We start from the raw sequence: 20,945 nt of genomic DNA on the forward strand, positions 1-20,945 counted from the left end.
TGTTATCTATACAATATATTGAGTTCGTCCTATAGATACACTTTATATTGTGTATGAGAAAATAAAAATGAGGGTTTCTTTGATATCAGTCTTTAAAAACCCCACTTTCTCTTTAATCTTAGCTTCCTGTGGCAGGAAGCTAATTATTTCCGTTCTATAGGCTCCATATGAACATGCGAATAATCAACCGCATGCTCCTCCTTATTCCCCGCTCAATTGCATTGGCGATATCGCGGCTTTCCGTCATATTTAAATCAGCGGATACTTCAGCCGCTACATCAACGCAGACCCTACTGCCCAAGTATCTCGTGAGAGCTTTTCGATCGTTTTCTTATCTGAAATGTCCTTAACACGAAGCCATCTGTTAAAGAGCCGGATGAATCTTTAACAATATCCCATCCCGTTTTTTGAAATGAGAAGACCAATTCACAAACGCCGTGACCATATCAATTAAAGTTGAGTCTAAGTATAATCCAAAGAATGTGCAAAGCCAAATGACTTTTCAATCTAAAAGATAGGTACAGGATTCTAGTAAGTAAGATTCTTTATTATCATTATTTTGACCGATGTTCCCTGTTAAAAGGATCATGTATGATCGATAAAGAAAACGCTTTCAAGAAAAGGGGACTGCCAACATGCCTTATCGTATGAAACGAGTGTTGTTGCTTCTTATCACTGGATTGTTTATGAGTTTGTCTGCATTCACTTCTACTGCCTCGGCTCAAGCAGGCGGATCGTTTTTTGACCCTTTTAACAGCTATAACCCCGGTTTATGGCAAAAAGCAAATGGTTATTCGAATGGAAATATGTTCAACTGCACTTGGCGTGCAAATAATGTATCAATGACGTCATTGGGTGAAATGCGTTTGGCGCTAACAAGTCCATCCTATAACAAGTTTGACTGCGGGGAAAACCGTTCTGTTCAAACATATGGCTATGGACTTTATGAAGTCAAAATGAAACCAGCTAAAAACACAGGGATCGTTTCATCGTTCTTCACTTACACAGGCCCAACAGATGGAACGCCTTGGGATGAGATTGATATCGAATTTTTAGGAAAAGACACAACAAAGGTTCAATTTAACTATTATACAAATGGTATAGGAAACCATGAGAAGCTTGTGAATCTCGGATTTGATGCAGCCAATGCCTATCACACGTATGCGTTCGATTGGCAGCCAAATTCTATTAAATGGTATGTCGATGGGCAATTAAAACATACTGCGACAAGCCATATTCCGACAACACCAGGAAAGATCATGATGAACTTGTGGAATGGTACTGGTGTCGATGAATGGCTCGGTTCCTACAATGGTGTAACACCGCTATACGCTCATTACGACTGGATGCGTTATACAAAAAAATAGTGTCATATATAATAAGAGCCTGCTGCCTCAATATAGCCGGGCTCTTATGATTGTAATGAGAAATTGTTGGCATGAATAGTCTTCTATACGAAATTTATCGAGATAATGCCAGTCCTCTTTCTTTTGTTAAAATAACATCTTCATATTCTTCAATTTCTTTTTGTTGTTCTATCAATCTTTCTCTTTCGTTCACTAAAATCGCCCGCTGCCGTCCCGCAATCATATCCGGCGTCTTGTTTAGCAAAAAAAATGGATTCTCCGGCGCTGAACAGCACTTGCAGTTCGATAGCTATCATAATAAAGGATGCAAGCGTTTCGGCCCGAAAGTGACGATAGATCATTTTTTCTTTTTATCCAAGCTTACCTGCTGAAGACTTCACAAATTTGGAATAAACCGTCATATTTTCTCACACGGATTTTCGACAAACGGAACAGCCGGCACAGTCCGGCTGTTTTTTATTAAAAGACAAGACACCAGTTCAGTTCGAACTGGTGTCTTTCCTTCAGCGCGCAGGCTGCTCTTGCTTCTGCGGCTTCTTTTTCAGCGTAAATGAGAGAATAAATCCGATCAAGGCGAGGACGGCTGCGACGATAAAGGCTGAGTTCATTCCGTGTACGACTGCGTTCAACGGATTTGAAGTGCTGGCGTGTTTCGTCGACGTACTCATCACAGAAATTAATACAGCCGTACCGATCGAACCGCCGATTTGACGCATCGTATTGTTCATCGCTGTTCCGTGCGGAATCAGATGATTCGGCAAAGCGTTGATGCCGGCTGTTGTCAGCGGCATCATGATCATCGAAGTTCCGATCATGCGCACGGTATAAATGACGACAATGAATGTCAGTGATGTATCGATTTTCAGATCGGCAAACGGTATCGTCGTCAAGAGCAGGAGGGCAAATCCGATGATCGCCAGCCCTTTTCCGCCGATCTTGTCAAAAATCCTGCCGATAATCGGAGACATAATTCCCATAGCGACCGCTCCCGGCAGAAGCATCAGACCGGAATCAAAAGCGGTAACGTCTCTGACGTTCTGTGTATAAAGCGGCAAAATCGTTTCTGTACCGATCATTAAGGCGAAAACAATCATTCCCAGCAATGTGGTTATGCTGAACGTCCATGATTGAAAGACGCGGAATTCGAGAATCGGTCTTTTGATCCTCAACTGTCTCATAATAAAGACGATTAAGGCAATGGCGCCAATGACAAATGAAGTGATAACGGTATTGTCTCCCCATCCTTCTGAGCCGGCGCTGCTGAATCCGTACAATAATCCGCCGAACCCTAAGCTGGACAGGATGATGGAGAGGATGTCAACAGATGTTTCTCTCAATTTCGTTACGTTTTTCATCAGAATGATGACCAATACAAGGTCAATGAGCGCAATTGGCAAAATGATATAGAATAAGTATCTCCAAGTAAAGCTGTCAACGATCCAGCCTGACAATGTCGGACCGATCGCCGGGGCAAAGGCGATGACAAGGCCGACCATCCCCATTGCCGATCCCCGTTTTTCAACCGGGAAAATCGTTAAAAAGATCGTTTGCATAAGCGGCATCATAATTCCGGCGCCCGCGGCCTGGATGATCCGCGCAGTCAATAGAATCGGGAAGTTAGGCGCGAACGCGCCGACGATCGTACCGGCTGTAAAGATTGCCATCGCGGCAATGACAAGCGCCCGGCTTGAATACCGCTCAATCAAAAAGGCGGTAATCGGAATCAGAATCCCGTTCGTCAGCATAAAGGCCGTTGTCAGCCATTGTCCTTGTGTCGCATCGATATTCAAATCCGCCATAATATGCGGCAGCGCGGTAACTAAAAGCGTCTGATTCAAGATCGCGATAAAGGCTCCGGCAATAAGCAAACCGACGATGATCTTTCGATTATAGGTTTGCTGTTCAGTTTCTGTATTCATGTGAAATCCCTCTTATTCTTTCGTATATATTGTTTTGATTTGTGCTATTGTCTGTTCCAGCGTCTCGATTTTTCCGAGGTAATCGAGGAGAGCCTGAATCAAAAACGGACGCGGCTCTTCTTCGAACATTTCTTGGCACAGCATGCCCGCGGCAGATTGCAGTTCCTTGACGTCAAAGTCATCGTTTGACAGCGAGCGGATTGCATCTTTCAGTGTTTGTAAATGCCCGGCCAGCAATTCTTCCTTTTTGGGCGGGTGTGGAATGGCCATATTCATATAGCTGGCTATAATGTCTTCATTTAATGAAGGTTTCATTTCACCGGTCTGTTTTTTCTCGATGTACAAATCCAACAAAGACATAATGAATGGCGGAATCGACTCGACATGAGGCTGAGATTTTTTAGCGGCGACTAAGAAAAGGAATTCCCTCATCAAGCCGTGGTAAATGATCACGAGCTCCCAAATGTACGGTTTCACCTCTTCTCCGTACGCCTGAATGATCGAATCTCTGTGCCAGCTGATAATCATCGACTTCGTCTGTTTGAGATGCTTTCGAATAAGGGCCGTATCAGGAGACGCCCCGTCGTTGGACATGAAGTTGATAAATTGACGGTTTTCTCTAAACTCCATGATTTCCAGGGCGATTTTCTTTGCGAATCTCTCTTTCGGCGTCAAAGAGGATTCCGTATTGATTTTGGCGCTTTTCTTCAGCATTTCTTCTTTTCTGAAGTTGATTAATGCCAGCAGCAGTTCTTCTTTTGATTGAAAGATTTTATAAATAGAGGCCTTGGAAATTTTGCATTCTTCAGCAATCGCCTGCATCGAAACATTGAGGTAGCCTTTTTCGGCAAACAGTTTTTTGGCGGCTTTTATGATGTCTGCTTTCTTATCCTTCATCCTTGATCCTTCTCTCACAATGATAAAACCCATGAGTCATAAAAAAACTCATGAGTTTTCATAAAAGAATATTAGCAGACACGACCGGTACGGTCAACGATTTTGTTTCAGTTTATTTGGCGGCTGGTTTGATCGATTCAAAAAGGGGGGGATGCCGCAGTTTGCCACATTGCGCAGACTGATGATGGAGCTTTTGATTGCGGAATGTTGAAAAAGGGCTATCGAACGCGATAGCCCATGTTTTTTCTATTTCAGTTTAAATCCTTGCTTTTCAAGCATTTCCCGAATGTGCGGATAATACACGCTGTTGTAGTAAGCTGAAATGCCTTGCGACCAGTTTCGCGATTCCTGTCCGTTTGTGCGTTGTTTCATGTATTCGGACATCTCTTCGTCGTATGTGTCAATCAGCGGTTTCAAATCACGTCGGTATGTTTCGCTGTGCCTTACCGCTTGTTCAGGCAGGCGCGGTTTTTTCGCTGAACGGTCTGCCGGGTGGCCTACGACAAGGCCTGCAACCGGAAACACGTACTCGGGAATCTCGAGCAGTCCGATCAGTTCTTCGGCCCGGCCGCGGACAGCGCCGATCGGCACGGTGCCGAGTCCCATAGATTCGGCGGCAGCCGTGGCAGTGCCGATGGCGATGCCGCAATCGACCGCCCCGACGAGCACCGATTCCATTCCGTCTGTTATGGCAAGGTTCTGTCCGTTTTTCTCAAGCGCGATTTTCGCCCTGTTGAAGTCTGCGCAGAAGAGGAGGAAAACGGGAGCCTGATCGATCCAGGCCTGTCCGCCGGCCAGTTCGGCAATCTTCTGTTTTCTCTCTTGGTCCTGGACGGTGATCACGGTGACCTGCTGGCCGTTGATCGATGTCGGAGCGGCCTGGACGGCTTGGATGATGCTGTCCAGCTGTTCAGGGCTGACAGGCTCATCTGTATAGCTGCGGATCGATCTGTGGTCTGTCAGTGTTTTTAATACTTCATTCATGTTCATCTATCCCTTCTTCATTTACGTTGTTTGCGTGCGCACCACATTGAGCGGTTCAGCTAAAAGGTCGCCTGCTTGTTTAACAAACGTTTGAAAATGCTCTGTTTGATTATGGGCGTCAAGCGCTTCCTGGTCTTTCCATTGTTCGAGCATAACAAATGTAGTGGCCTCTTCGGTGTTCTCGAAGAGCTCGTATTGGGCATTTCCGCTTTCAGCTCTTGAATGTTTAAGCAATGGCTGAATGCTTTCTAAAAATGAGTCTCGTTTTTCCGGTTTTACTTTCATGTAAGCTTGTAATACGATCATCGGATATGACCTCCGTTATTCAATTTGAATTTATTGTTCGAAAATCATCGAACAGTTGAATCGTATCATGAGGAGCTTTCTTCGGCAAACAATTTGCCTAATTGTCTTGAAGTAAGGATTATGATACATTTAACCCATGAAAACACATCACATGAAGTTAATCTCCGTTCTTCAGGCGCTGAGTGATCCGATCAGGCTGGAAATTGTCCAAGCTTTGGCTGAAACGGCGGAAAAAACGTGCGGTTCATGCAGCAATTTCAAAGTGGCCAAATCGACGCTTTCCCACCATTTCAAAGTGCTTCGGGAAGCCGGTCTTCTCAAAGTGCGGATTGAAGGAAAGCACCATTATTATTCCCTTTGCAAGGATGAACTGGATAAGCAGTTTCCGGGATTGATCGATGCGATCCTTCAAGTCGGCAAAGAACGGTGGTAAACCTTAATTAAAACATATCGAAGCTCATTTTCGGGAATACCGGCAGATAGCGCTGCCGGTGTATTTGTTTTATCCGCAGACCGCCTCATAGAGCTTTGCCACCCCGTCATCAATCTGCCCCATGCCGATTTTCGCAAATCCAAGAACAAGAGAGACGACACCGGGTTGCTTCTCTTTTTTTCCATTTAATATAAAGCGATTCATCCCGTATATTTCCACCCGTCTTTCTCCGGCCCGCCGTAAAACATCCTCTTCACTGTGGTTTGTTTCAAAGTCGGCCACAAAATGCAGCCCTGCGCTTGCTCCTTTGATCTTCAGCCGGTGCGCGAAGGTGTTCTCAAGGCTTTCGATCAGCCTTGTCCGTTTTTCTTCATATATTTGGTTCATTTTCTTGATGTGTTTTTGGTATTCTCCCGATTCAATGAATTCCTGAAGGGCGAATTGCGTCAGGACGCTGCTTGTTTGAATGGAGAAATGGTGCCGTTTTCTATATCGCTTCAACAGTTTTTGCGGCAGCACCATATAGCTGATTCTCAGGCCGGGAAGAAGCGACTTGGAAAATGTTCCGATGTAAATCACTTTTTCAGAGCGGTCAAGGCTTTGCAAAGCCGGAATGGTGTCGCTGCCATATTTAAATTCGCTGTCATAATCGTCTTCAACAATATAGCGGTCTTCACCGTCGGACACCCAGTTCAACAGCTGAATCCTTCTTGATACCGGCATGATGATGCCTGTTGGAAACTGGTGTGAAGGCGTCACAAACAGAACATCGGGGTTCAGCGCTTGAATATCGCTGATCCGCACGCCTTTATGATCAAGCTCGATCGTTGCGACCCGCTTGTTCTCATTTTTCAGCAATTGGTAGATGCGGCTGTATCCGGGCTCCTCCATTGCATAAAGGGCAGATTCCGGAAGCAGGTCCTGGAGGGTGTGGATGAGCGGCTGAGTGCCGGCGCTGATCACGATCTGCTCGGGATGGCATTTGACACCTCTTGTCAGCGCGATGAAGCGGGCGATGGTCTGACGCACTCCGTATACGCCCTGCGGATGCGTCATTTCTCCGAGTTCACTCGTATGGGAAGCGACAGCTTTTTGTTCGCAGCGAAGCCATGTTTTAAAAGGAAAATGAGTTGTATCCACGTTCATATGTGAAAAAGAAATCCAGCCGCCTCCTTTTTCCGCTTCTTCAGCCAATTCTGCATCAAGCCGGAGCGGTTCTGAGTGCCGGCTGGCGTGAAATGTTTCGATCTGCTCCACGAAAAAACCCTTTCTTTCCTTTGAATAGAGGTACCCTTCGGCAAGAAGCTGCTGGTAAGCCGCATTGACGGAATTGATGCTGACGTTCAGCGCTTTGGCAAGTTCGCGTTTTGACGGCAGTTTGTTGTCCGGCAAAAGATTTCGGTTGAATATTTCTTCTTTGATTTTCTGATAAATTTGGTGATAAATATAATCCGCGTCCCCAGAGCGGTCAATCGGTATTGTAATCATAGCCCCTCCTTCTGGTACCATGAAAAATTAAAAGTTGGTACTTTTCATCATACCAAAAAATATTCAGAATAGTAAGAAATAATGAAGGGGAGAGATCATTTATGAGTCTTAACACAACAGAGTTGACAACGAAAGACTGGCAGGCCAAACGGGATCAATTTGTGGCAAGAGGGGTTGCCAATGGCAACCGCCAGCTGGCAGCAAAAGGAGAAGGTGCGGTTTTATATGATATAGACGGCCGGCGTTTTATCGATTTCGCAGGAGCGATCGGTACGGTAAACGTCGGGCATTCCCATCCGAAAGTCGTTGAAGCGGTCAAGCGGCAAGCCGGACAGCTAATCCATCCGGGCTTCAATGTGATGATGTATCCTGCATATCTGGAACTGGCGGAAAAGCTGTGCCGGCTTGCACCAGGCACACACGATAAAAAAGCCATTTTCTTAAATTCGGGGGCTGAAGCCGTTGAGAACGCCGTAAAAATCGCCAGAAAATATACCAATCGTCAAGCGGTCGTATCCTTTACCCGCGGATTCCACGGCCGCACCAACATGACGATGAGCATGACGAGCAAGGTCAAGCCGTACAAGTTCGGATTCGGGCCATTTGCACCTGAGGTCTATCAGGCGCCGTTCCCTTACTATTACAGGAAGCCGGAAGGCATGACGGATGAAAGCTATGATGACATGGTGATTCAGGCTTTTGACGATTTCTTTGTTTCCTCTGTCGCTCCCGAGACGGTCGCATGTGTCGTCATGGAGCCGGTGCAGGGGGAAGGCGGCTTTATCATTCCTTCCAAACGGTTTGTCCAGCATGTCGCCCGTTTCTGCAAACAGCACGGAATCGTCTTTGTGGCTGACGAGATTCAAACAGGCTTTGCCCGCACAGGTAAATACTTTGCGATTGAACACTTCGATGTTGTACCTGACCTTGTGACGGTATCGAAGTCCCTTGCCGCAGGCGTTCCGCTCAGCGGTGTCATCGGACAGGCGGAAATGCTCGATGCCGCATCCCCCGGCGAGCTTGGCGGGACGTATGCCGGCAGTCCGCTCGGCTGTGTCGCCGCGCTTGCCGTGCTCGACATTATTGAAGAGGAAGAGCTGAATAAGCGTTCTGAAGAAATCGGAAAAGCGATCGAAGAGAAAGCGCTTGAATGGAAGACGAAATACCCGATGATCGGTGAAGTCCGCAGGCTCGGGGCGATGGCGGCGATCGAAATCGTCACAGATCAAAGCTCGCGTCAGCCGGACAAAGCGTCAGCCGCCAATATCGCCAAGTATGCCAATGAACACGGGCTGCTTTTATTAACGGCGGGGATCAACGGCAATATCATCCGTTTTCTGTCGCCGCTTGTGATCACGGACGAATTGCTGCAAGAAGGGCTTGGCATCATCGAAGAAGCGCTGGAACAACTCTAGATTGACCAACAAAGGGGGCGGATGTTCATGGGAAAACAGAAAATGAAAAAATCAATGTCGCAGACGGATGTGCTATTTTTGGCGATCGGGGCCATGCTGGGCTGGGGCTGGGTTGTCCTTTCCGGCGACTGGATTTCGACGGCCGGCTTTTTGGGCAGCACGATCGCGTTTGTCATCGGCGGGATTCTTGTGATATTGATCGGTTTAACGTATGCGGAACTGTCTTCCGCGATCCCGGAAACGGGAGGCGGACTGGTTTTCGTCTATCGGGCATTTGGGCGGAAGACGGCATTTATCGCCGCTTGGGGTGTGCTGTTCGGCTATGTTTCAGTCATTACCTTTGAAGCCGTCGCACTGCCGACTGTTATTGATTATGTGATGCCTGTTGAACACCAAGGGTTTTTATGGTCGCTCAGCGGCTGGGATGTTTATTTGACTTGGGTTTTGATCGGCTCAGGAGGCGCCGTCGTTTTGACCGCCCTCAATTACTTCGGAGTGAAGCCGGCTGCGATTTTTCAATCGGTCTTTACGATTGCCATCATTGCAACCGGATTTCTGCTTCTGGGCGGCGCCTTGTTCAACGGTGATTTTGAAAATGTCAAGCCGCTCTTTAAAGACGGATTTTCCGGAATGATGTCCGTGCTCGTCATGATCCCGTTTTTGTTCGTCGGATTTGACGTCATTCCTCAGGTGGCGGCCGAAATCAAAGCACCGAAAAAAATCATCGGCAACATTTTAATCATCTCGATTGTCAGCGCGGTTGTGTTCTACCTTTTGATCGTCTTCGGGGTGACGATGGGTTTATCTGAAAGCGAGCTTGCGGAGACTTCTTTGGCAACGGCAGACGCCATGGTGAACCTGCTTGGCAGTCAGCTGTTCGGCACTGTCCTTGTACTTGGAGGTGTGGCCGGCATCATTACAAGCTGGAACGCGTTTATCATCGGGGCGAGCCGCATCCTGTTTGCCATGGCTGAAAAAGGGATGGTTCCGAAATGGTTCAGCTATATTCATCCCAAGTATCAAACGCCGACACATGCGATTTTATTTCTTGGCGCGTTGGCATTCTTCGCGCCTCTCCTGGGACGCCCCGCTCTCGTGTGGATTGTCGATGCCGGAGGAACCGGCATTATCGTCGGGTATTTGATCGTGTCAATTGCGTTTATGAAGCTGAGAAAAACAGAGCCCCACTTACACCGACCGTACAAAATCAATAAGTGGAAAACAACGGGTTTATCTGCTATCCTCTTAAGTGTTATCTTCCTTGCCTTTTATTTGCCGGGCATGCCGGCTGCGCTCGTGTGGCCGTATGAATGGTTGATATTGGCGGGATGGACATTGATCGGCATTATTTTATACAACAGCAATTCAAAGCATAAAGGGGAGGAGATTCAAGATGACCAGCATGCTAGAAGTGTTTAACCCGGCAACCGGAGAAAAAATCAAATCGGTTCCCCAGCAATCCGCAAAGGAAGTCGAAGAAGCGGTTGAGCGTTCACATGAGGCGTTTCAAACATGGTCGAAAACGTCGGCTGTTGAAAGAGCGGGCTTGCTGAAAAAGTGGTTTGATCTCATTGTTGAGCAAAAAGAAGAGCTGGCCAAGCTGATTACGCTTGAGAATGGAAAACCTTATCAGGAAGCACAGGGTGAAGTGATGTACGCCGCAGGTTATATTGAGTGGTACGCAGAAGAAGCAAAGCGCGTCTACGGGAGAACGGTTCCCGCATCTGTCACCAATAAGCGGATTGTCGTCACCCGTCAGGCGGTCGGTCCTGTTGCGGCCATTACCCCGTGGAACTTTCCGGCGGCGATGATCACGCGTAAAGCCGCGCCTGCGCTGGCAGCGGGCTGCACCTTTATCATCAAGCCTGCACCGGATACGCCGCTGACAGCGCTTGAGCTTGTGCGTCTGGGGCATGAAGCCGGCATTCCGAAAGACGCCCTTCAATGTGTGATCGGCGACGGGGAAGAAATCGGCTCTATTTTCACAAGTCATCCGTTGATCCGCAAAATCACATTTACCGGGTCAACGCCTGTCGGCAAACATTTGATTAAAAACAGCGCTGATACAGTGAAGCATGTCTCAATGGAGCTTGGCGGGCATGCGCCGCTGATCGTTGCTGAGGATGCCAACATTGACCTTGCCGTTCAACAGGCGATGCTGTCAAAATACAGAAACGCCGGACAAACCTGTGTCTGCGCCAATCGTCTGATCGTTCATGAATCGATCAAGGACGAATTTGCGGAAAAACTCCGCGCGGAAGTCGCCAAGCTGAAAGTGGGGAACGGTCTTGACGAAGGCGTTTCAGTCGGACCGATCATCAATAAAAAAGGCTTCCAAAAAATCGTCGATCAAATCAATGACGCGGTCGAAAAAGGTGCAAAGGTTTTAATCGGCGCGGAATATGACAGCGATGATGAGAAATCGTGTTATTTTGTACATCCGACAGTGCTGACTGATGTCGATGCTTCGATGACGATCATGCATGAAGAAACATTCGGTCCTGTTGCACCGATTACGTCTTTCAAAACATTGGATGAAGCGATCAAGCTTGCCAATGATACGCCATACGGGTTAGCGGCTTATTTCTTTACGGAAAACTATCGCAGCGGCATCTATTTGTCGGAAAACCTTGATTACGGCATTCTCGGCTGGAATGACGGCGGCCCGTCTGCAGTACAGGCACCGTTCGGCGGCATGAAGGAAAGCGGCATCGGCCGTGAAGGCGGAATTGAGGGAATCGAACCTTATCTTGAAACGAAATATTTGTCCATCGGTTTGGGTGATTAAAAGACGACAACCTCACCGATATGTGTCAAAAGAAAGCCCTGTGTACAATCAAGTATACAGGGCTTTCATTTTGGAAACCAAATGCAGCTCGACGGCTACAGATCATCATGTGAAGTGCAGTTTTTTGATGTATAAAGACAGTTGAAGAGAAAGTCGTTATTTTAACCGGAGCATCCAGCAGAATCAGAGAAGCTGTTGCCAAAGAACTTGCAAGCAATGGTGCCAAGGTTGTGCTTACGGCGAGGCGTGAAGGCCGTCTGCGGAATCTTAAGCTGGCACTTGAAAAACAGGGCGGCACAGTTGAATATAAAGTAACAGACGTCACTTCTCAAGATGATATGGAGGAGTTTGCGCGTTTTACGATCGATACCTTCGGACGAATTGATGTGCTGTGAAAACGCACACCGCTATACGTTTTCATAGACTCCGAAACTCCGTTTCTTTTTAGGTGTATACGATACATAAAAAATCCCCAGCAACAAAAGCGCGATCCCCGCCCATGACACGGGAGAAAGGGACTCTCTGACAAGCGCGGTCCCCAACAGCGAAGCGGTGAGCGGTTCGGCCAGGGACAGGGTGACGGCCGTTGAAGCGGGCACTTTTTTCAGGCCTGTTGTAAACAAGAGATATGCTGCAGCAGTCGCGATCACTCCGATATAAAGGCTGGCCCCCGCACCCCGGGCGGAAAAGATCCAGCTCAGATCATACAGAAACAATAACGGAGAGAGCATCACAGCGCTTAAGGAGAAGACAACCCCGGTTACGGCCTCGGGCATCTGCCTTTGCAGGAGCTGTTTGCTCGTCAAGGTATACACGGCAAAAGAGAGCCCCGCCCCAAGCGCCAGCAAAATGCCGAAGAAGCTGCCTTTTGAGGAAGCGGATGGGATAAATAACAAGGATACACCGCAGATCGCCGCCATCGTCGCAATCCACCATCTTTTGCCGGGAATCTTGCGGTGGGTCAGCCACTCAAGGCAACCTGCGAGAACCGGTGCGCTGCCGATGGCGACCACCGTTCCGACGGCAATCCCGGATAAGCTGACGGCCGAAAAAAAGAAAGGCTGATAGAATGCCATACTCAAGGCTGCGATGACCAACGGCCGTACAGGCCAGCCTGCGCGTGTCAACCGCCCGCGTCCGGCCGCGAAAAGCAGCAAGGTTAAGCCGCCGACCGCCATTCTGACGGCACCGAAAACAAGAGGCGCCGCTTCCTTTGGCGCAAACGCCTGGGTTGTTCCTGTCGTTCCCCATAAAACCGCAGCCAGCAAGACAAATAGAATCGATAGTTTCATGCTCCGATCTCTCCCTCAGGTCAAAATACCGATCAATTTCACTTTTTCTATTGTATGACAAGTTTGCCGTTTTTTAAATCATATGATGATGTGCAATGCGATTACTCCGCTCCTGAAAAAGGAACTGGTCAACACCCTTGGCGAAATCATATCATAGGTGATCAATCCATTCATGGAGGAAGCGGATGAAGCCATTCAAGGCATACCGAAAAGCTGTACACAGGAGTTGCCGATCGGCCGGAATTTACTTGAAACGGAAGAAAAAACGGGTATGTCCTATTATATTTTGGCAGAATCACTAAACCACTGGTGAACCAATCATAACGACGTGATAACGGGGGTTTTCTTTTCCGCAAAAAAAGCTGCCCGAGATCCTCTCAGGCAGCATAAGTCTTTTTACGATTTCTTTCTGCGCACTGTCACGAACAGTGCCGTTCCCCCGAGTAAAACAGCAAGGATTGACAAAATGAGAGAAGCGGTTTGAATCCCTGAATTTCCCTGAGCTTCTTGCGGTGTCTCTTTTGTTGTCGCTCCATGCTCATCAACGGTTTCGTGTCCGAGCTTGGAAGCATCGACGATGTTTGTGATCGAGTGCGGGGTATCGGCGTCTTCATCACCGGTCCATTCGACAATGCTTCCGTCTTTATAATACTGGTAGGCGTCCCATGCGGCCTGCTGCTGTTTGTCGGGGTTTTTCGCCGTGAAGGTAAACTGCTGGAACTCTCCCGGCTGAATGCCTCCGTCTTCAGCTTCCCATGTCACTCTTGTGACCTTTCCGTCTTTTTCTTCGGTGCTCGTTTTCCAGCCGGGAACAGGTTCATACTGCTGAAACTCAACGCCATCAGGCATGCTGAGAACGACTTTAGTCGTTGCAATATCTTTTTCAACCGGCACTTTGATCGTATATGTTTCCCATGATCCTGCCGCGGATTCGGCGGGCTTGACGGTGACGTGTGCGCTCACCGGTACGGCAAAAAGCAGAAGTGCTGCGCATACGGCGCTTAAAAACAAGTTTTGTTTAAACATGCTATCAAGACTCCTTTTTATTGACTTTTGCATTAAAAACCGTTCTGATTTCCTCAAATGATGCTGTTAAGCCATGCACCCGGACTTTCCAGATGCCTTCTTCATTCAGGTTTAAATTTTTCGCTCGGAATACGCCCTTTTCCTTTTTGGAAAGGGTGAAGGTGCTTTCCTTGCTGTCGCCGAAAAGACTTGTTTTGGAGACCGTTAAGTCGATTTTCTGAATATCTTTGATCATTTCTCCCCTTCGGTCTTTGACAACGACTTCAAATGTATTGGCTCCGGGCATGTTGGGACTGATTCTTAGTGACAGAGTTTGACCGTCAGTCAGCTGCTTTGTTTCATTAAATGGCTGCGGAAGCGGCGCCGGCGGGCTTGGTATGTTGGTGAAAACCGCTGTTGTCAAAAGAATGAGAAGACCGGCTGCCCATTCGGCTTTGATCGTGTGCCTTGAGTGTTTCGGTTTTTTTCTGAAGCGGACATAATGAAACGCCCCAAAGCCGATCATCAACAGGACGAGCCCTGATTTGAGCAGAAGCGTTTTCCCGTAAAGGGTCTCCAACAGGTTGTTCAATGTATGGACAATGAAAAAGCTGTTTAGCAATCCCGAAAACATCAGGAGCCCCGCTGAAACGAGCGCCCACGGCGAAAAGCGCCGGATCGTCGCCCATATGGGGTCTTTATCAGGCTTGAGCCAGTCTTTCCCGAAGAACAGCACAATGGAGGCAAGTCCCCCGGTCCAAACGGATGCTGCTGTCAAATGGATGAAATCCATCGCTGTCGTCATATAGCTGTAACTCGTTGCGGCGGCATGGCCGGAAAACGATTTGACAAATAAAAGCCCTATGAACAGGATCAACCCTAAAATGCTGTTCAATCGTCCGTTTTTCAGCGAGAAAACGGCAAGCAGAGCGACGAGGACGATGTTGACGATCCACAGCATCCCGCTTGTTGTATGAAAAAGCGTTTCCTTTAACAGTCCAGGCTGAAAAGCCTCCGTCCATGAAACTCCCGCATTTGCCTTTGTCTCAAGCGGCAGCTGAATGATGATAGCTGCGCTGATGAACAGGAGCGCGATGTTCCTGACCCGGTTCACGCGGCGGCGCCTGTTGGCCGGCCATCCGTTTTCAGGGCGGTGCCAGACGAGCCTGAAAAGAACAGCACCCATGAAAAGGGAAAAACCTGTGTAAAGAAGAACTCGATTCATAACGGTATCGGCCGATGGCAGGCTTTTTGCGGCGCTTGTTTGCTCATTTGCCAAACCGCCTTGAACGTTGCCGACACTGAAGGGGATCGTGCCTGAGACGGGATGGCCGTCAGCCGATACAGCACGCCATTCAGCTGAATAAATATCATTCTTGATATTTTGCTTCAGCCTGACGGTCATGATTTTTCGGTTGTCCGGATCGATTTGCGTTTCCCCTGAATCGACGCGCTCACCCGAAGAATTTCTGACCGTTATCGAGTGAAATCCTTCCTGAATCACTTCATTGAATTCGATTTTGACCTCTTTCGGCGCTTTTTCCAGCTCCTGATTCGCCGCCGGCGCCGAATCGACGATATAAGCATGGGCAAAGGCGGCTTTTGGCACCATGAAGAAGCAGAGAACAGCCATGACTGTCCAAAGTGAAGCTCTTTTTTTCATATTCATCCAATCTTTCATTAAAAATTTCATGTTTTCAGGCGGCAGCAATCTTCCTTCATGTTTTTCTGAATCTCCTGTGCCGCATCATCAAACGACAAAAGCCTGCCTCCAAATCCTTTCTTAAATTTCTCCGCGTCGGATCTTGAGGCGAACGCGATCGCCTGCGGCTCACAGCAATGCAAATGAAGATCGGCATCAAGCAGAAAAACGGCCATTTTGGCGCTGATTGTCGTGTCCAATAAAAAATCGCGGCAGATGATCTGTGCTGCATCATCCTTTACCTTTTCATAGCGGAGCATGGCACAGTGGGCGCAGCAAAATTGTTCAACTCCGCCGTCGGCTTTCACGATTTGGACGGACAGCCTCTGATTCGCCGCCGGTTTTCCGCAGACGAGACAGAGCTGGCCCTGCGGCTGCTTCGGCCGGTTTAAAGCGATCCCGCCGGCCGTTTTGATGACCTGGCCGTTTTCAATAAGCGGTTTGATATCGCGGTACACCGTCATTTCAGAGACGTTCAGCTTTTTTGAAATGTCGGAAATCCGCATGGTTTCCTCTTCTTTGATCCACGCCAAAATTTGCTGCCTCCGTTTGATTGGTAGCATTCTCCCCCTCCATTCTTGATTCGTATATGTATAAGCCTATTAAATTGAAGGAAAAGAAACAAGCGGGATGATGATAAAAAATGTGATGAAATGTTGAACTTTAACAAAAGTTAAAATGGTATTTTTTTAGTTCGCATGACCTGATTGGGAAATAGTAAAACCGCACTGTTTCGAAATTCCTTTGTCAGGAAATATCACAGGTTTGAACGCTTTAGCGAAGCAATGTGGAATAATAATCACAGAGGGGAGGGGAGAACATGGGGAAACAGAGGCTGGTTTTAATAGGGAACGGCATGGCCGGGGTTCGTGCGATTGAAGAGATTTTAAAGCTTGAAAGCGGGTTTGAGATCGTCATTATCGGAAGCGAACCCCATTTGAATTACAACCGGATTTTGCTGTCTTCCGTTCTTCAGGGCGAGGCTCGAATGGAAGATATTTTCCTGAACACCCACAGCTGGTATGAAGAGAACGGGATAACTCTTTATACCGGAGAAACGGCTGTCATGATCAATACCGAAAACCGGACGGTGGCAACTGATCAGAACCGTCAAATCGCCTATGACAAGCTGATTGTCGCAACAGGTTCTTCCCCGTTTATCCTCCCGGTTCCGGGTGCGGACAAAGAAGGGGTGTACGGATTTCGGACGATTGAAGACTGCCGGGCGTTTATAGATGCATCAAGGCGGTACCAAAAAGCCGCCGTCATCGGCGGCGGCATTTTAGGACTTGAGGCGGCTTCAGGGCTTGCGAATTTAGGCATGGATGTTGAAGTGATTCATCATTCTTCCTATATCATGCAACATCAGCTTGATCGCCCAGCGTCAACTATGCTCCAGAATGATCTAGAACGCCAAGGCATTCATTTTCTTTTAGAAAAAGATACGGAAGAGATTCTGGGAGCAGAACGCGCCGAGGGGGTGCGGTTCAAAGACGGGACGGAGACCCGCGCCGATCTGATCGTCATGGCGGCCGGCGTCAGGCCGAATGTCGCGCTGGCGAAGACGAGCGGCATTTCAGTAAACAAAGCCATCATTGTTAACGACTATATGCAGACAAATGTTCCAAACATTTATGCCGTCGGGGAGTGCGCGGAGCATAATGGAACGGTTTACGGTCTGATTAATCCCTTATATGAGCAGGGAAGAGTGCTGGCAAAGCATATTTGCGGTTTGGCATGCGGCGGCTATCAAGGGTCCGTTCAATCCACAGCCTTGAAAATCTCAAACATCGCCGCATTTTCAGCAGGCAAAATCAAAGAAGATGAAACGACAACCGCTATCAAACTGATAGACGAGTCAGCCGGCATTTATAAAAAGGCGGTGTTTCAAGCCGACAAAATGGCCGGTGTGATCTTATACGGGGATACCAGCGGCAAAGAGAAGCTGCTGGAAAGCATCGTCAAACAAAGGGATATTTCAGTTATAAAAAAAGCGTTGTTTGAAGCGGGGGATGAAAAAAGCTCAGTCGCTTCCATGCCGCCTGGGGAAACGATTTGCCAATGCAACGCGGTTACAAAAGGAACGATCATCGAGGCCGTCCGCGTCCGCGGTTTAAAAACGGCCGACGATGTGAAGCGCTGTACAAAGGCTTCCGGCTCCTGCGGAGGCTGCAAACCGTTAATAGAAGAATTGCTGGCTGTGGCTGCAGACCAGCAATTTGAGGAGCAGACGCTGAAACAAGCGATGTGCTCCTGCACATCATTAACGGAAGATGAAGTCGTGAACGAAATACAGATGAAGCATCTTTCTTCCGTTCAGGACGTCATCACGGCTCTGGGGTGGAAAAAGAGCAGCGGGTGCTCTGTTTGCGTGCCGGCGATTGACTATTATTTAAGGATGATCAGGCCGGAGGTCAATGAGGGTCTCCTAGCGGAGGCACAGGAGCAGGAAGATGGCACATGCTCGCTCGTTCCGCAAATGTACGGCGGTCTGACAAGTGCAGATGAGCTGAAACGGCTGGCCGGCGTGATGGAAAAATATCAGATTCCCAAGGTGTTTATCACACATGATCAAAGATTGAGGCTCTCAGGGATCAGACAGGAGGATCTCCAAAGCATAAAAGAAGAGCTCCACTTGCCGGTTGTCCCGCAGGAGAAACAGACAATCGCCGCTGTAAAAGCATGCACTTGCGGGCATATGGAGATGGTTCATAAAGCGGCTGCCGATTTGGAGAAAACGGCCGGGTCGCTGCTGATTCCGGCAAAGGTCTCGATCGGAATATCGGCATGCCGGGATGATTGTATTCGTGCAGCGGTACAGGATATCGGCATTCTGAAGGCGAACATGGGCTGGGAAATATACGCCGGCGGTCAAAGAGGACCGAACGCTGCTGCCGGGGAGTTGATTTTTGTGACCGATCAGCTGGAGGAAGCGGGTGACTTCATTAAAGGTTTTCTGCAGTATTACCGGGAAACAGCGAATTATCTTGAAGACATCGGGCGATGGATCGAACGCGCCGGCATCATTCATATTCGGGAAGTTCTATTTGACAACGGACTCAGAAGGCAGCTGATCGAACGGCTTGAAGGGGAGAAACGGCTGCTGAAGCAAGAAATGATAAAAGGGCTGATCTGAAGTGACAGAATTATTATTGAAATACTTTCGCGAAAAGCAGAAGGAAGTGCAAGCGGAAAAAACGTATGACACGCAATGCCCGTTTTGCAGCATGCAATGCAAAATACAGCTCATCGAACAAACGATTGTGACCAGGAAAAAGTACAGTGCGGTTGGGAAAGACAATCCGACGACAAAGGGGCGCTTATGCATGAAAGGAATGAACGCCCATCAACATGCATTCCATCCGGAGCGCATCACACATCCGCTGCTCAAACAAAACGGCGAGTTCGTGCGTGTATCGTGGGAAGAAGCGCTTCAATACATCAGGGAGCAAGTGACAAACATTCAACGTGAAAACGGCTGTGATGCCGTAGGTGTCTACGGAAGCGCGTCACTGACAAACGAAGAAGCATATCTGCTCGGTAAATTCGCCCGCGTCGCCTTGAAAACGAAGCATATAGACTATAATGGCAGGCTGTGCATGTCAGCCGCGGCCACGGCAGCCAATCAAACCTTCGGGATGGACCGGGGGCTGACAAATGCGCTTTCCGAAATTCCCCACGCGAGAGTCATCATCCTTGCCGGGACGAATATTGCCGAATGCCAGCCGACGATCATGCCTTACTTTGAAGAAGCGAAGGAAAACGGAGCCTACATCATCGTCATTGACCCGCGCGAAACGGCGACGGCGGGCATCGCCGATCTGCATTTGAACATCAAGCCCGGGACAGATGCCGCACTTGCAAACGGCATGCTGAAGATCATTATAGAAGAAGGGCTGACAGATGAGACATTCATCAGGCAGAGGGCGGAAGGCTTTGAGGATGTGAAGCGCTATGTGACCTCATTGTCATTGGCGGATATATCAGAAAAGACCGGTGTGCCGGTCGATCAGATCAGAAAGGCTGCCGTGAAATTCGCCCGCGAGGAAACGGGGATGCTGTTTACCGCAAGAGGAGTTGAACAGCAGACAGATGGAACAGCGGCTGTCAGGAATTTACTGAATATTCTAATATCAGTTGGGAAGATCGGCAAATTCGGCTGCGGCTACGGAGCGATCACCGGTCAAGGAAACGGACAGGGAGCGAGGGAACACGGCCAGAAAGCGGATCAGCTTCCCGGATACCGTTCCATTGAAAACGAAAGACACCGCGCCTATATAGCAGATGTCTGGGGAATCGCGGAAGATGAGCTGCCGCGAAAAGGAGTCTCCGCTTACGAAATGATGAAAAAAATTCATGAGGGTGGGATCACCGGCATGTTTTTCATGTGTTCAAACCCTGTCGTATCCAGCCCGAACGCCAATTTCGTCAAAGCCGCTTTAAAACAGCTCAAGTTTTTTGCAGCCGTTGACCTGTTTATGTCAGAGACGGCAAGGCCGGCCGATGTCATTTTGCCCGCTTCGTCCTACCTTGAAGACGAAGGGACGATGACAAACGTAGAAGGCAGGGTCACATTAAGGGAGGCGTCAAAGCCTTGCCCGGGGGAAGCGAGGCATGACTGGCAAATCATTTGCGACATTGCTGAGATTTTAGGAAAAGGCCGCTTTTTCTCCTATGAATCTGCCGAGGAGATTTTTAATGAACTGCGGAGAGCAAGCCGTGGCGGAATCGCCGATTATTCGGGCATCACCTACGACAGGCTCAGACGGGAAGGCGGCATTTTATGGCCTTGTCCCGGACAGGGGCACCCGGGGACAGAGCGCCTGTTTGCAACGGAATTCGCCCATCCGGACAAAAAAGCAAAAATGTGTGTCGTCCCTAATGAACCGGCGGTCAAAAAAGATGAGCCGACTAAAGAATACCCGCTCTGTTTAACGACGGGAAGGGTGATGTCCCATTATTTAACAGGTGTGCAGACAAGAAAAAGCGCTGCGCTCAGGGCGAGGCACTTTGAATCATTTATGGAAATCCATCCGAAAACAGCGGCCAAGTATAAGATTGAAGACCGCGTTTTGGTAAAGGTTGAATCAAAAAGAGGGAGCATGGTCGTCAGAAGCAAATGGTCAGAGTCGATCAGGCCGGACACCGTTTTTGTACCGATGCATTGGGCCGATTCGCAAAATGTGAACAGTCTGGTGGCGGAAGATTTGGACCCGTCTTGCAAAATGCCGGGTTTTAAGGTCACTTCTGTCCGCATTCGCCCTGCTGATGACAAAATTGTGAATAAACTGTCATAAAAAGTCATAAAAAGTTAACAAAATTAAATATAATTTGTGATAGTTTTAAAGA

The 20,945-nt window shown here is 48.4% G+C and carries 18 protein-coding genes and 2 pseudogenes; 9 read left to right on the top strand and 11 right to left on the bottom strand.

The genetic code is table 11. The features are described from left to right. Positions 1 to 143 precede the first annotated feature (143 nt). Positions 144 to 451 (bottom strand): annotated as a pseudogene (locus ACINLD_RS13960) (cation transporter dimerization domain-containing protein); the annotation flags it as partial. 184 nt (positions 452 to 635) lie between these two features. Here ACINLD_RS13960 and bglS point away from each other — a divergent pair. Continuing rightward, entirely contained in the window at positions 636 to 1,367 is a 732-nt protein-coding gene (gene bglS / locus ACINLD_RS13965; protein WP_409444851.1) for a beta-glucanase, read from the top strand. 214 nt (positions 1,368 to 1,581) lie between these two features. Here the strand turns inward: bglS and ACINLD_RS13970 are convergent. From ACINLD_RS13970 to ACINLD_RS13990, 5 genes and pseudogenes are all read right to left on the bottom strand, one after another. Beyond that, positions 1,582 to 1,702, bottom strand: a pseudogene (locus ACINLD_RS13970) (transporter); the annotation flags it as partial. 168 nt (positions 1,703 to 1,870) lie between these two features. Continuing rightward, entirely contained in the window at positions 1,871 to 3,286 is a 1,416-nt protein-coding gene (locus ACINLD_RS13975) for an MDR family MFS transporter (protein ID WP_077735716.1), read from the bottom strand. 12 nt (positions 3,287 to 3,298) lie between these two features. Next, complete coding sequence (locus tag ACINLD_RS13980; protein ID WP_026585916.1) at positions 3,299 to 4,183, bottom strand: TetR/AcrR family transcriptional regulator; 885 nt, start codon at positions 4,181 to 4,183, stop codon at positions 3,299 to 3,301. A gap of 246 nt (positions 4,184 to 4,429) precedes the next feature. Next, positions 4,430 to 5,167 (bottom strand): NADPH-dependent oxidoreductase, encoded by a 738-nt coding sequence (locus tag ACINLD_RS13985; RefSeq protein WP_026585917.1) that lies wholly within the window; start codon positions 5,165 to 5,167, stop codon positions 4,430 to 4,432. A gap of 21 nt (positions 5,168 to 5,188) precedes the next feature. Then, the gene (locus ACINLD_RS13990) at positions 5,189 to 5,473 is read right to left on the bottom strand and encodes a putative quinol monooxygenase (RefSeq protein ID WP_026585918.1); all 285 of its coding nucleotides are present in this window, start codon (positions 5,471 to 5,473) and stop codon (positions 5,189 to 5,191) included. A gap of 136 nt (positions 5,474 to 5,609) precedes the next feature. Here ACINLD_RS13990 and ACINLD_RS13995 point away from each other — a divergent pair, with 136 nt between their 5' ends. Beyond that, entirely contained in the window at positions 5,610 to 5,906 is a 297-nt protein-coding gene (locus ACINLD_RS13995) for an ArsR/SmtB family transcription factor (RefSeq protein ID WP_026585919.1), read from the top strand. Positions 5,907 to 5,975: 69 nt separating this feature from the next. Here ACINLD_RS13995 and ACINLD_RS14000 read toward each other — a convergent pair whose 3' ends face one another. Continuing rightward, complete coding sequence (locus ACINLD_RS14000; RefSeq protein WP_026585920.1) at positions 5,976 to 7,394, bottom strand: PLP-dependent aminotransferase family protein; 1,419 nt, start codon at positions 7,392 to 7,394, stop codon at positions 5,976 to 5,978. A gap of 101 nt (positions 7,395 to 7,495) precedes the next feature. Here ACINLD_RS14000 and gabT point away from each other — a divergent pair, with 101 nt between their 5' ends. The 4 genes from gabT (at position 7,496) to ACINLD_RS14020 (ending at position 11,992) form a co-directional block, all read left to right on the top strand. Beyond that, entirely contained in the window at positions 7,496 to 8,809 is a 1,314-nt protein-coding gene (gene gabT / locus ACINLD_RS14005) for a 4-aminobutyrate--2-oxoglutarate transaminase (RefSeq protein ID WP_026585921.1), read from the top strand. 27 nt (positions 8,810 to 8,836) lie between these two features. After that, positions 8,837 to 10,228, top strand: a complete 1,392-nt coding sequence (locus ACINLD_RS14010; RefSeq protein WP_026585922.1) for an APC family permease — start codon at positions 8,837 to 8,839, stop codon at positions 10,226 to 10,228. Further along, on the top strand, positions 10,203 to 11,597 hold the full coding sequence (gabD, locus tag ACINLD_RS14015; RefSeq protein WP_026585923.1) for a succinate-semialdehyde dehydrogenase: 1,395 nt from the start codon (positions 10,203 to 10,205) through the stop codon (positions 11,595 to 11,597). The genes ACINLD_RS14010 and gabD overlap by 26 nt, the downstream gene beginning before the upstream one ends. 158 nt (positions 11,598 to 11,755) lie before the next feature. Beyond that, positions 11,756 to 11,992 (top strand): SDR family NAD(P)-dependent oxidoreductase, encoded by a 237-nt coding sequence (locus ACINLD_RS14020; protein ID WP_410207042.1) that lies wholly within the window; start codon positions 11,756 to 11,758, stop codon positions 11,990 to 11,992. A gap of 12 nt (positions 11,993 to 12,004) precedes the next feature. Here ACINLD_RS14020 and ACINLD_RS14025 read toward each other — a convergent pair whose 3' ends face one another. Beyond that, complete coding sequence (locus ACINLD_RS14025) at positions 12,005 to 12,889, bottom strand: DMT family transporter (protein WP_026585924.1); 885 nt, start codon at positions 12,887 to 12,889, stop codon at positions 12,005 to 12,007. Between the two features lie 172 nt (positions 12,890 to 13,061). Between ACINLD_RS14025 and ACINLD_RS14030 the strand changes: the two genes are divergently transcribed. Next, positions 13,062 to 13,202, top strand: coding sequence for a hypothetical protein (locus ACINLD_RS14030; RefSeq protein ID WP_409444852.1), 141 nt, complete (start codon positions 13,062 to 13,064; stop codon positions 13,200 to 13,202). An 83-nt stretch (positions 13,203 to 13,285) separates the two neighbouring features. Here the strand turns inward: ACINLD_RS14030 and ACINLD_RS14035 are convergent, their stop codons facing one another. The 3 genes from ACINLD_RS14035 to ACINLD_RS14045 are packed head-to-tail and all read right to left on the bottom strand — an operon-like array spanning position 13,286 to position 16,159. Then, complete coding sequence (locus ACINLD_RS14035) at positions 13,286 to 13,915, bottom strand: YcnI family protein (protein WP_026585925.1); 630 nt, start codon at positions 13,913 to 13,915, stop codon at positions 13,286 to 13,288. A gap of 4 nt (positions 13,916 to 13,919) precedes the next feature. After that, the gene (locus ACINLD_RS14040) at positions 13,920 to 15,563 is read right to left on the bottom strand and encodes a copper resistance protein CopC (RefSeq protein WP_409444853.1); all 1,644 of its coding nucleotides are present in this window, start codon (positions 15,561 to 15,563) and stop codon (positions 13,920 to 13,922) included. A 20-nt stretch (positions 15,564 to 15,583) separates the two neighbouring features. After that, positions 15,584 to 16,159, bottom strand: a complete 576-nt coding sequence (locus tag ACINLD_RS14045) for a DeoR family transcriptional regulator (RefSeq protein WP_409444854.1) — start codon at positions 16,157 to 16,159, stop codon at positions 15,584 to 15,586. A 257-nt stretch (positions 16,160 to 16,416) separates the two neighbouring features. Here ACINLD_RS14045 and nirB point away from each other — a divergent pair, with 257 nt between their 5' ends. Further along, a complete protein-coding gene (gene nirB / locus ACINLD_RS14050) occupies positions 16,417 to 18,732 on the top strand; it encodes a nitrite reductase large subunit NirB (RefSeq protein ID WP_026585928.1) in 2,316 nt (771 codons plus the stop codon). Position 18,733: 1 nt separating this feature from the next. Continuing rightward, entirely contained in the window at positions 18,734 to 20,893 is a 2,160-nt protein-coding gene (nasC, locus tag ACINLD_RS14055) for an assimilatory nitrate reductase catalytic subunit NasC (protein ID WP_410207039.1), read from the top strand. Positions 20,894 to 20,945 lie beyond the last annotated feature (52 nt).

The sequence above is a fragment of the Bacillus sp. z60-11 genome (assembly GCF_046464135.1).
In the GTDB taxonomy this organism is placed as follows: Bacteria; Bacillota; Bacilli; order Bacillales; family Bacillaceae; genus Bacillus; species Bacillus sonorensis_A.

What these genes read in the sequence shown, in the direction of transcription:
- bglS (WP_409444851.1), top strand. Translation starts at nt 636, where the DNA reads ATGCCTTATCGTATGAAACGAGTGTTGTTGCTTCTTATCACTGGATTG.
- ACINLD_RS13975 (WP_077735716.1), bottom strand. Translation starts at nt 3,286, where the DNA reads ATGAATACAGAAACTGAACAGCAAACCTATAATCGAAAGATCATCGTC.
- ACINLD_RS13980 (WP_026585916.1), bottom strand. Translation starts at nt 4,183, where the DNA reads ATGAAGGATAAGAAAGCAGACATCATAAAAGCCGCCAAAAAACTGTTT.
- ACINLD_RS13985 (WP_026585917.1), bottom strand. Translation starts at nt 5,167, where the DNA reads ATGAATGAAGTATTAAAAACACTGACAGACCACAGATCGATCCGCAGC.
- ACINLD_RS13990 (WP_026585918.1), bottom strand. Translation starts at nt 5,473, where the DNA reads ATGATCGTATTACAAGCTTACATGAAAGTAAAACCGGAAAAACGAGAC.
- ACINLD_RS13995 (WP_026585919.1), top strand. Translation starts at nt 5,610, where the DNA reads ATGAAAACACATCACATGAAGTTAATCTCCGTTCTTCAGGCGCTGAGT.
- ACINLD_RS14000 (WP_026585920.1), bottom strand. Translation starts at nt 7,394, where the DNA reads ATGATTACAATACCGATTGACCGCTCTGGGGACGCGGATTATATTTAT.
- gabT (WP_026585921.1), top strand. Translation starts at nt 7,496, where the DNA reads ATGAGTCTTAACACAACAGAGTTGACAACGAAAGACTGGCAGGCCAAA.
- ACINLD_RS14010 (WP_026585922.1), top strand. Translation starts at nt 8,837, where the DNA reads ATGGGAAAACAGAAAATGAAAAAATCAATGTCGCAGACGGATGTGCTA.
- gabD (WP_026585923.1), top strand. Translation starts at nt 10,203, where the DNA reads ATGACCAGCATGCTAGAAGTGTTTAACCCGGCAACCGGAGAAAAAATC.
- ACINLD_RS14025 (WP_026585924.1), bottom strand. Translation starts at nt 12,889, where the DNA reads ATGAAACTATCGATTCTATTTGTCTTGCTGGCTGCGGTTTTATGGGGA.
- ACINLD_RS14030 (WP_409444852.1), top strand. Translation starts at nt 13,062, where the DNA reads ATGGAGGAAGCGGATGAAGCCATTCAAGGCATACCGAAAAGCTGTACA.
- ACINLD_RS14035 (WP_026585925.1), bottom strand. Translation starts at nt 13,915, where the DNA reads ATGTTTAAACAAAACTTGTTTTTAAGCGCCGTATGCGCAGCACTTCTG.
- ACINLD_RS14040 (WP_409444853.1), bottom strand. Translation starts at nt 15,563, where the DNA reads ATGAATATGAAAAAAAGAGCTTCACTTTGGACAGTCATGGCTGTTCTC.
- ACINLD_RS14045 (WP_409444854.1), bottom strand. Translation starts at nt 16,159, where the DNA reads ATGCTACCAATCAAACGGAGGCAGCAAATTTTGGCGTGGATCAAAGAA.
- nirB (WP_026585928.1), top strand. Translation starts at nt 16,417, where the DNA reads ATGGGGAAACAGAGGCTGGTTTTAATAGGGAACGGCATGGCCGGGGTT.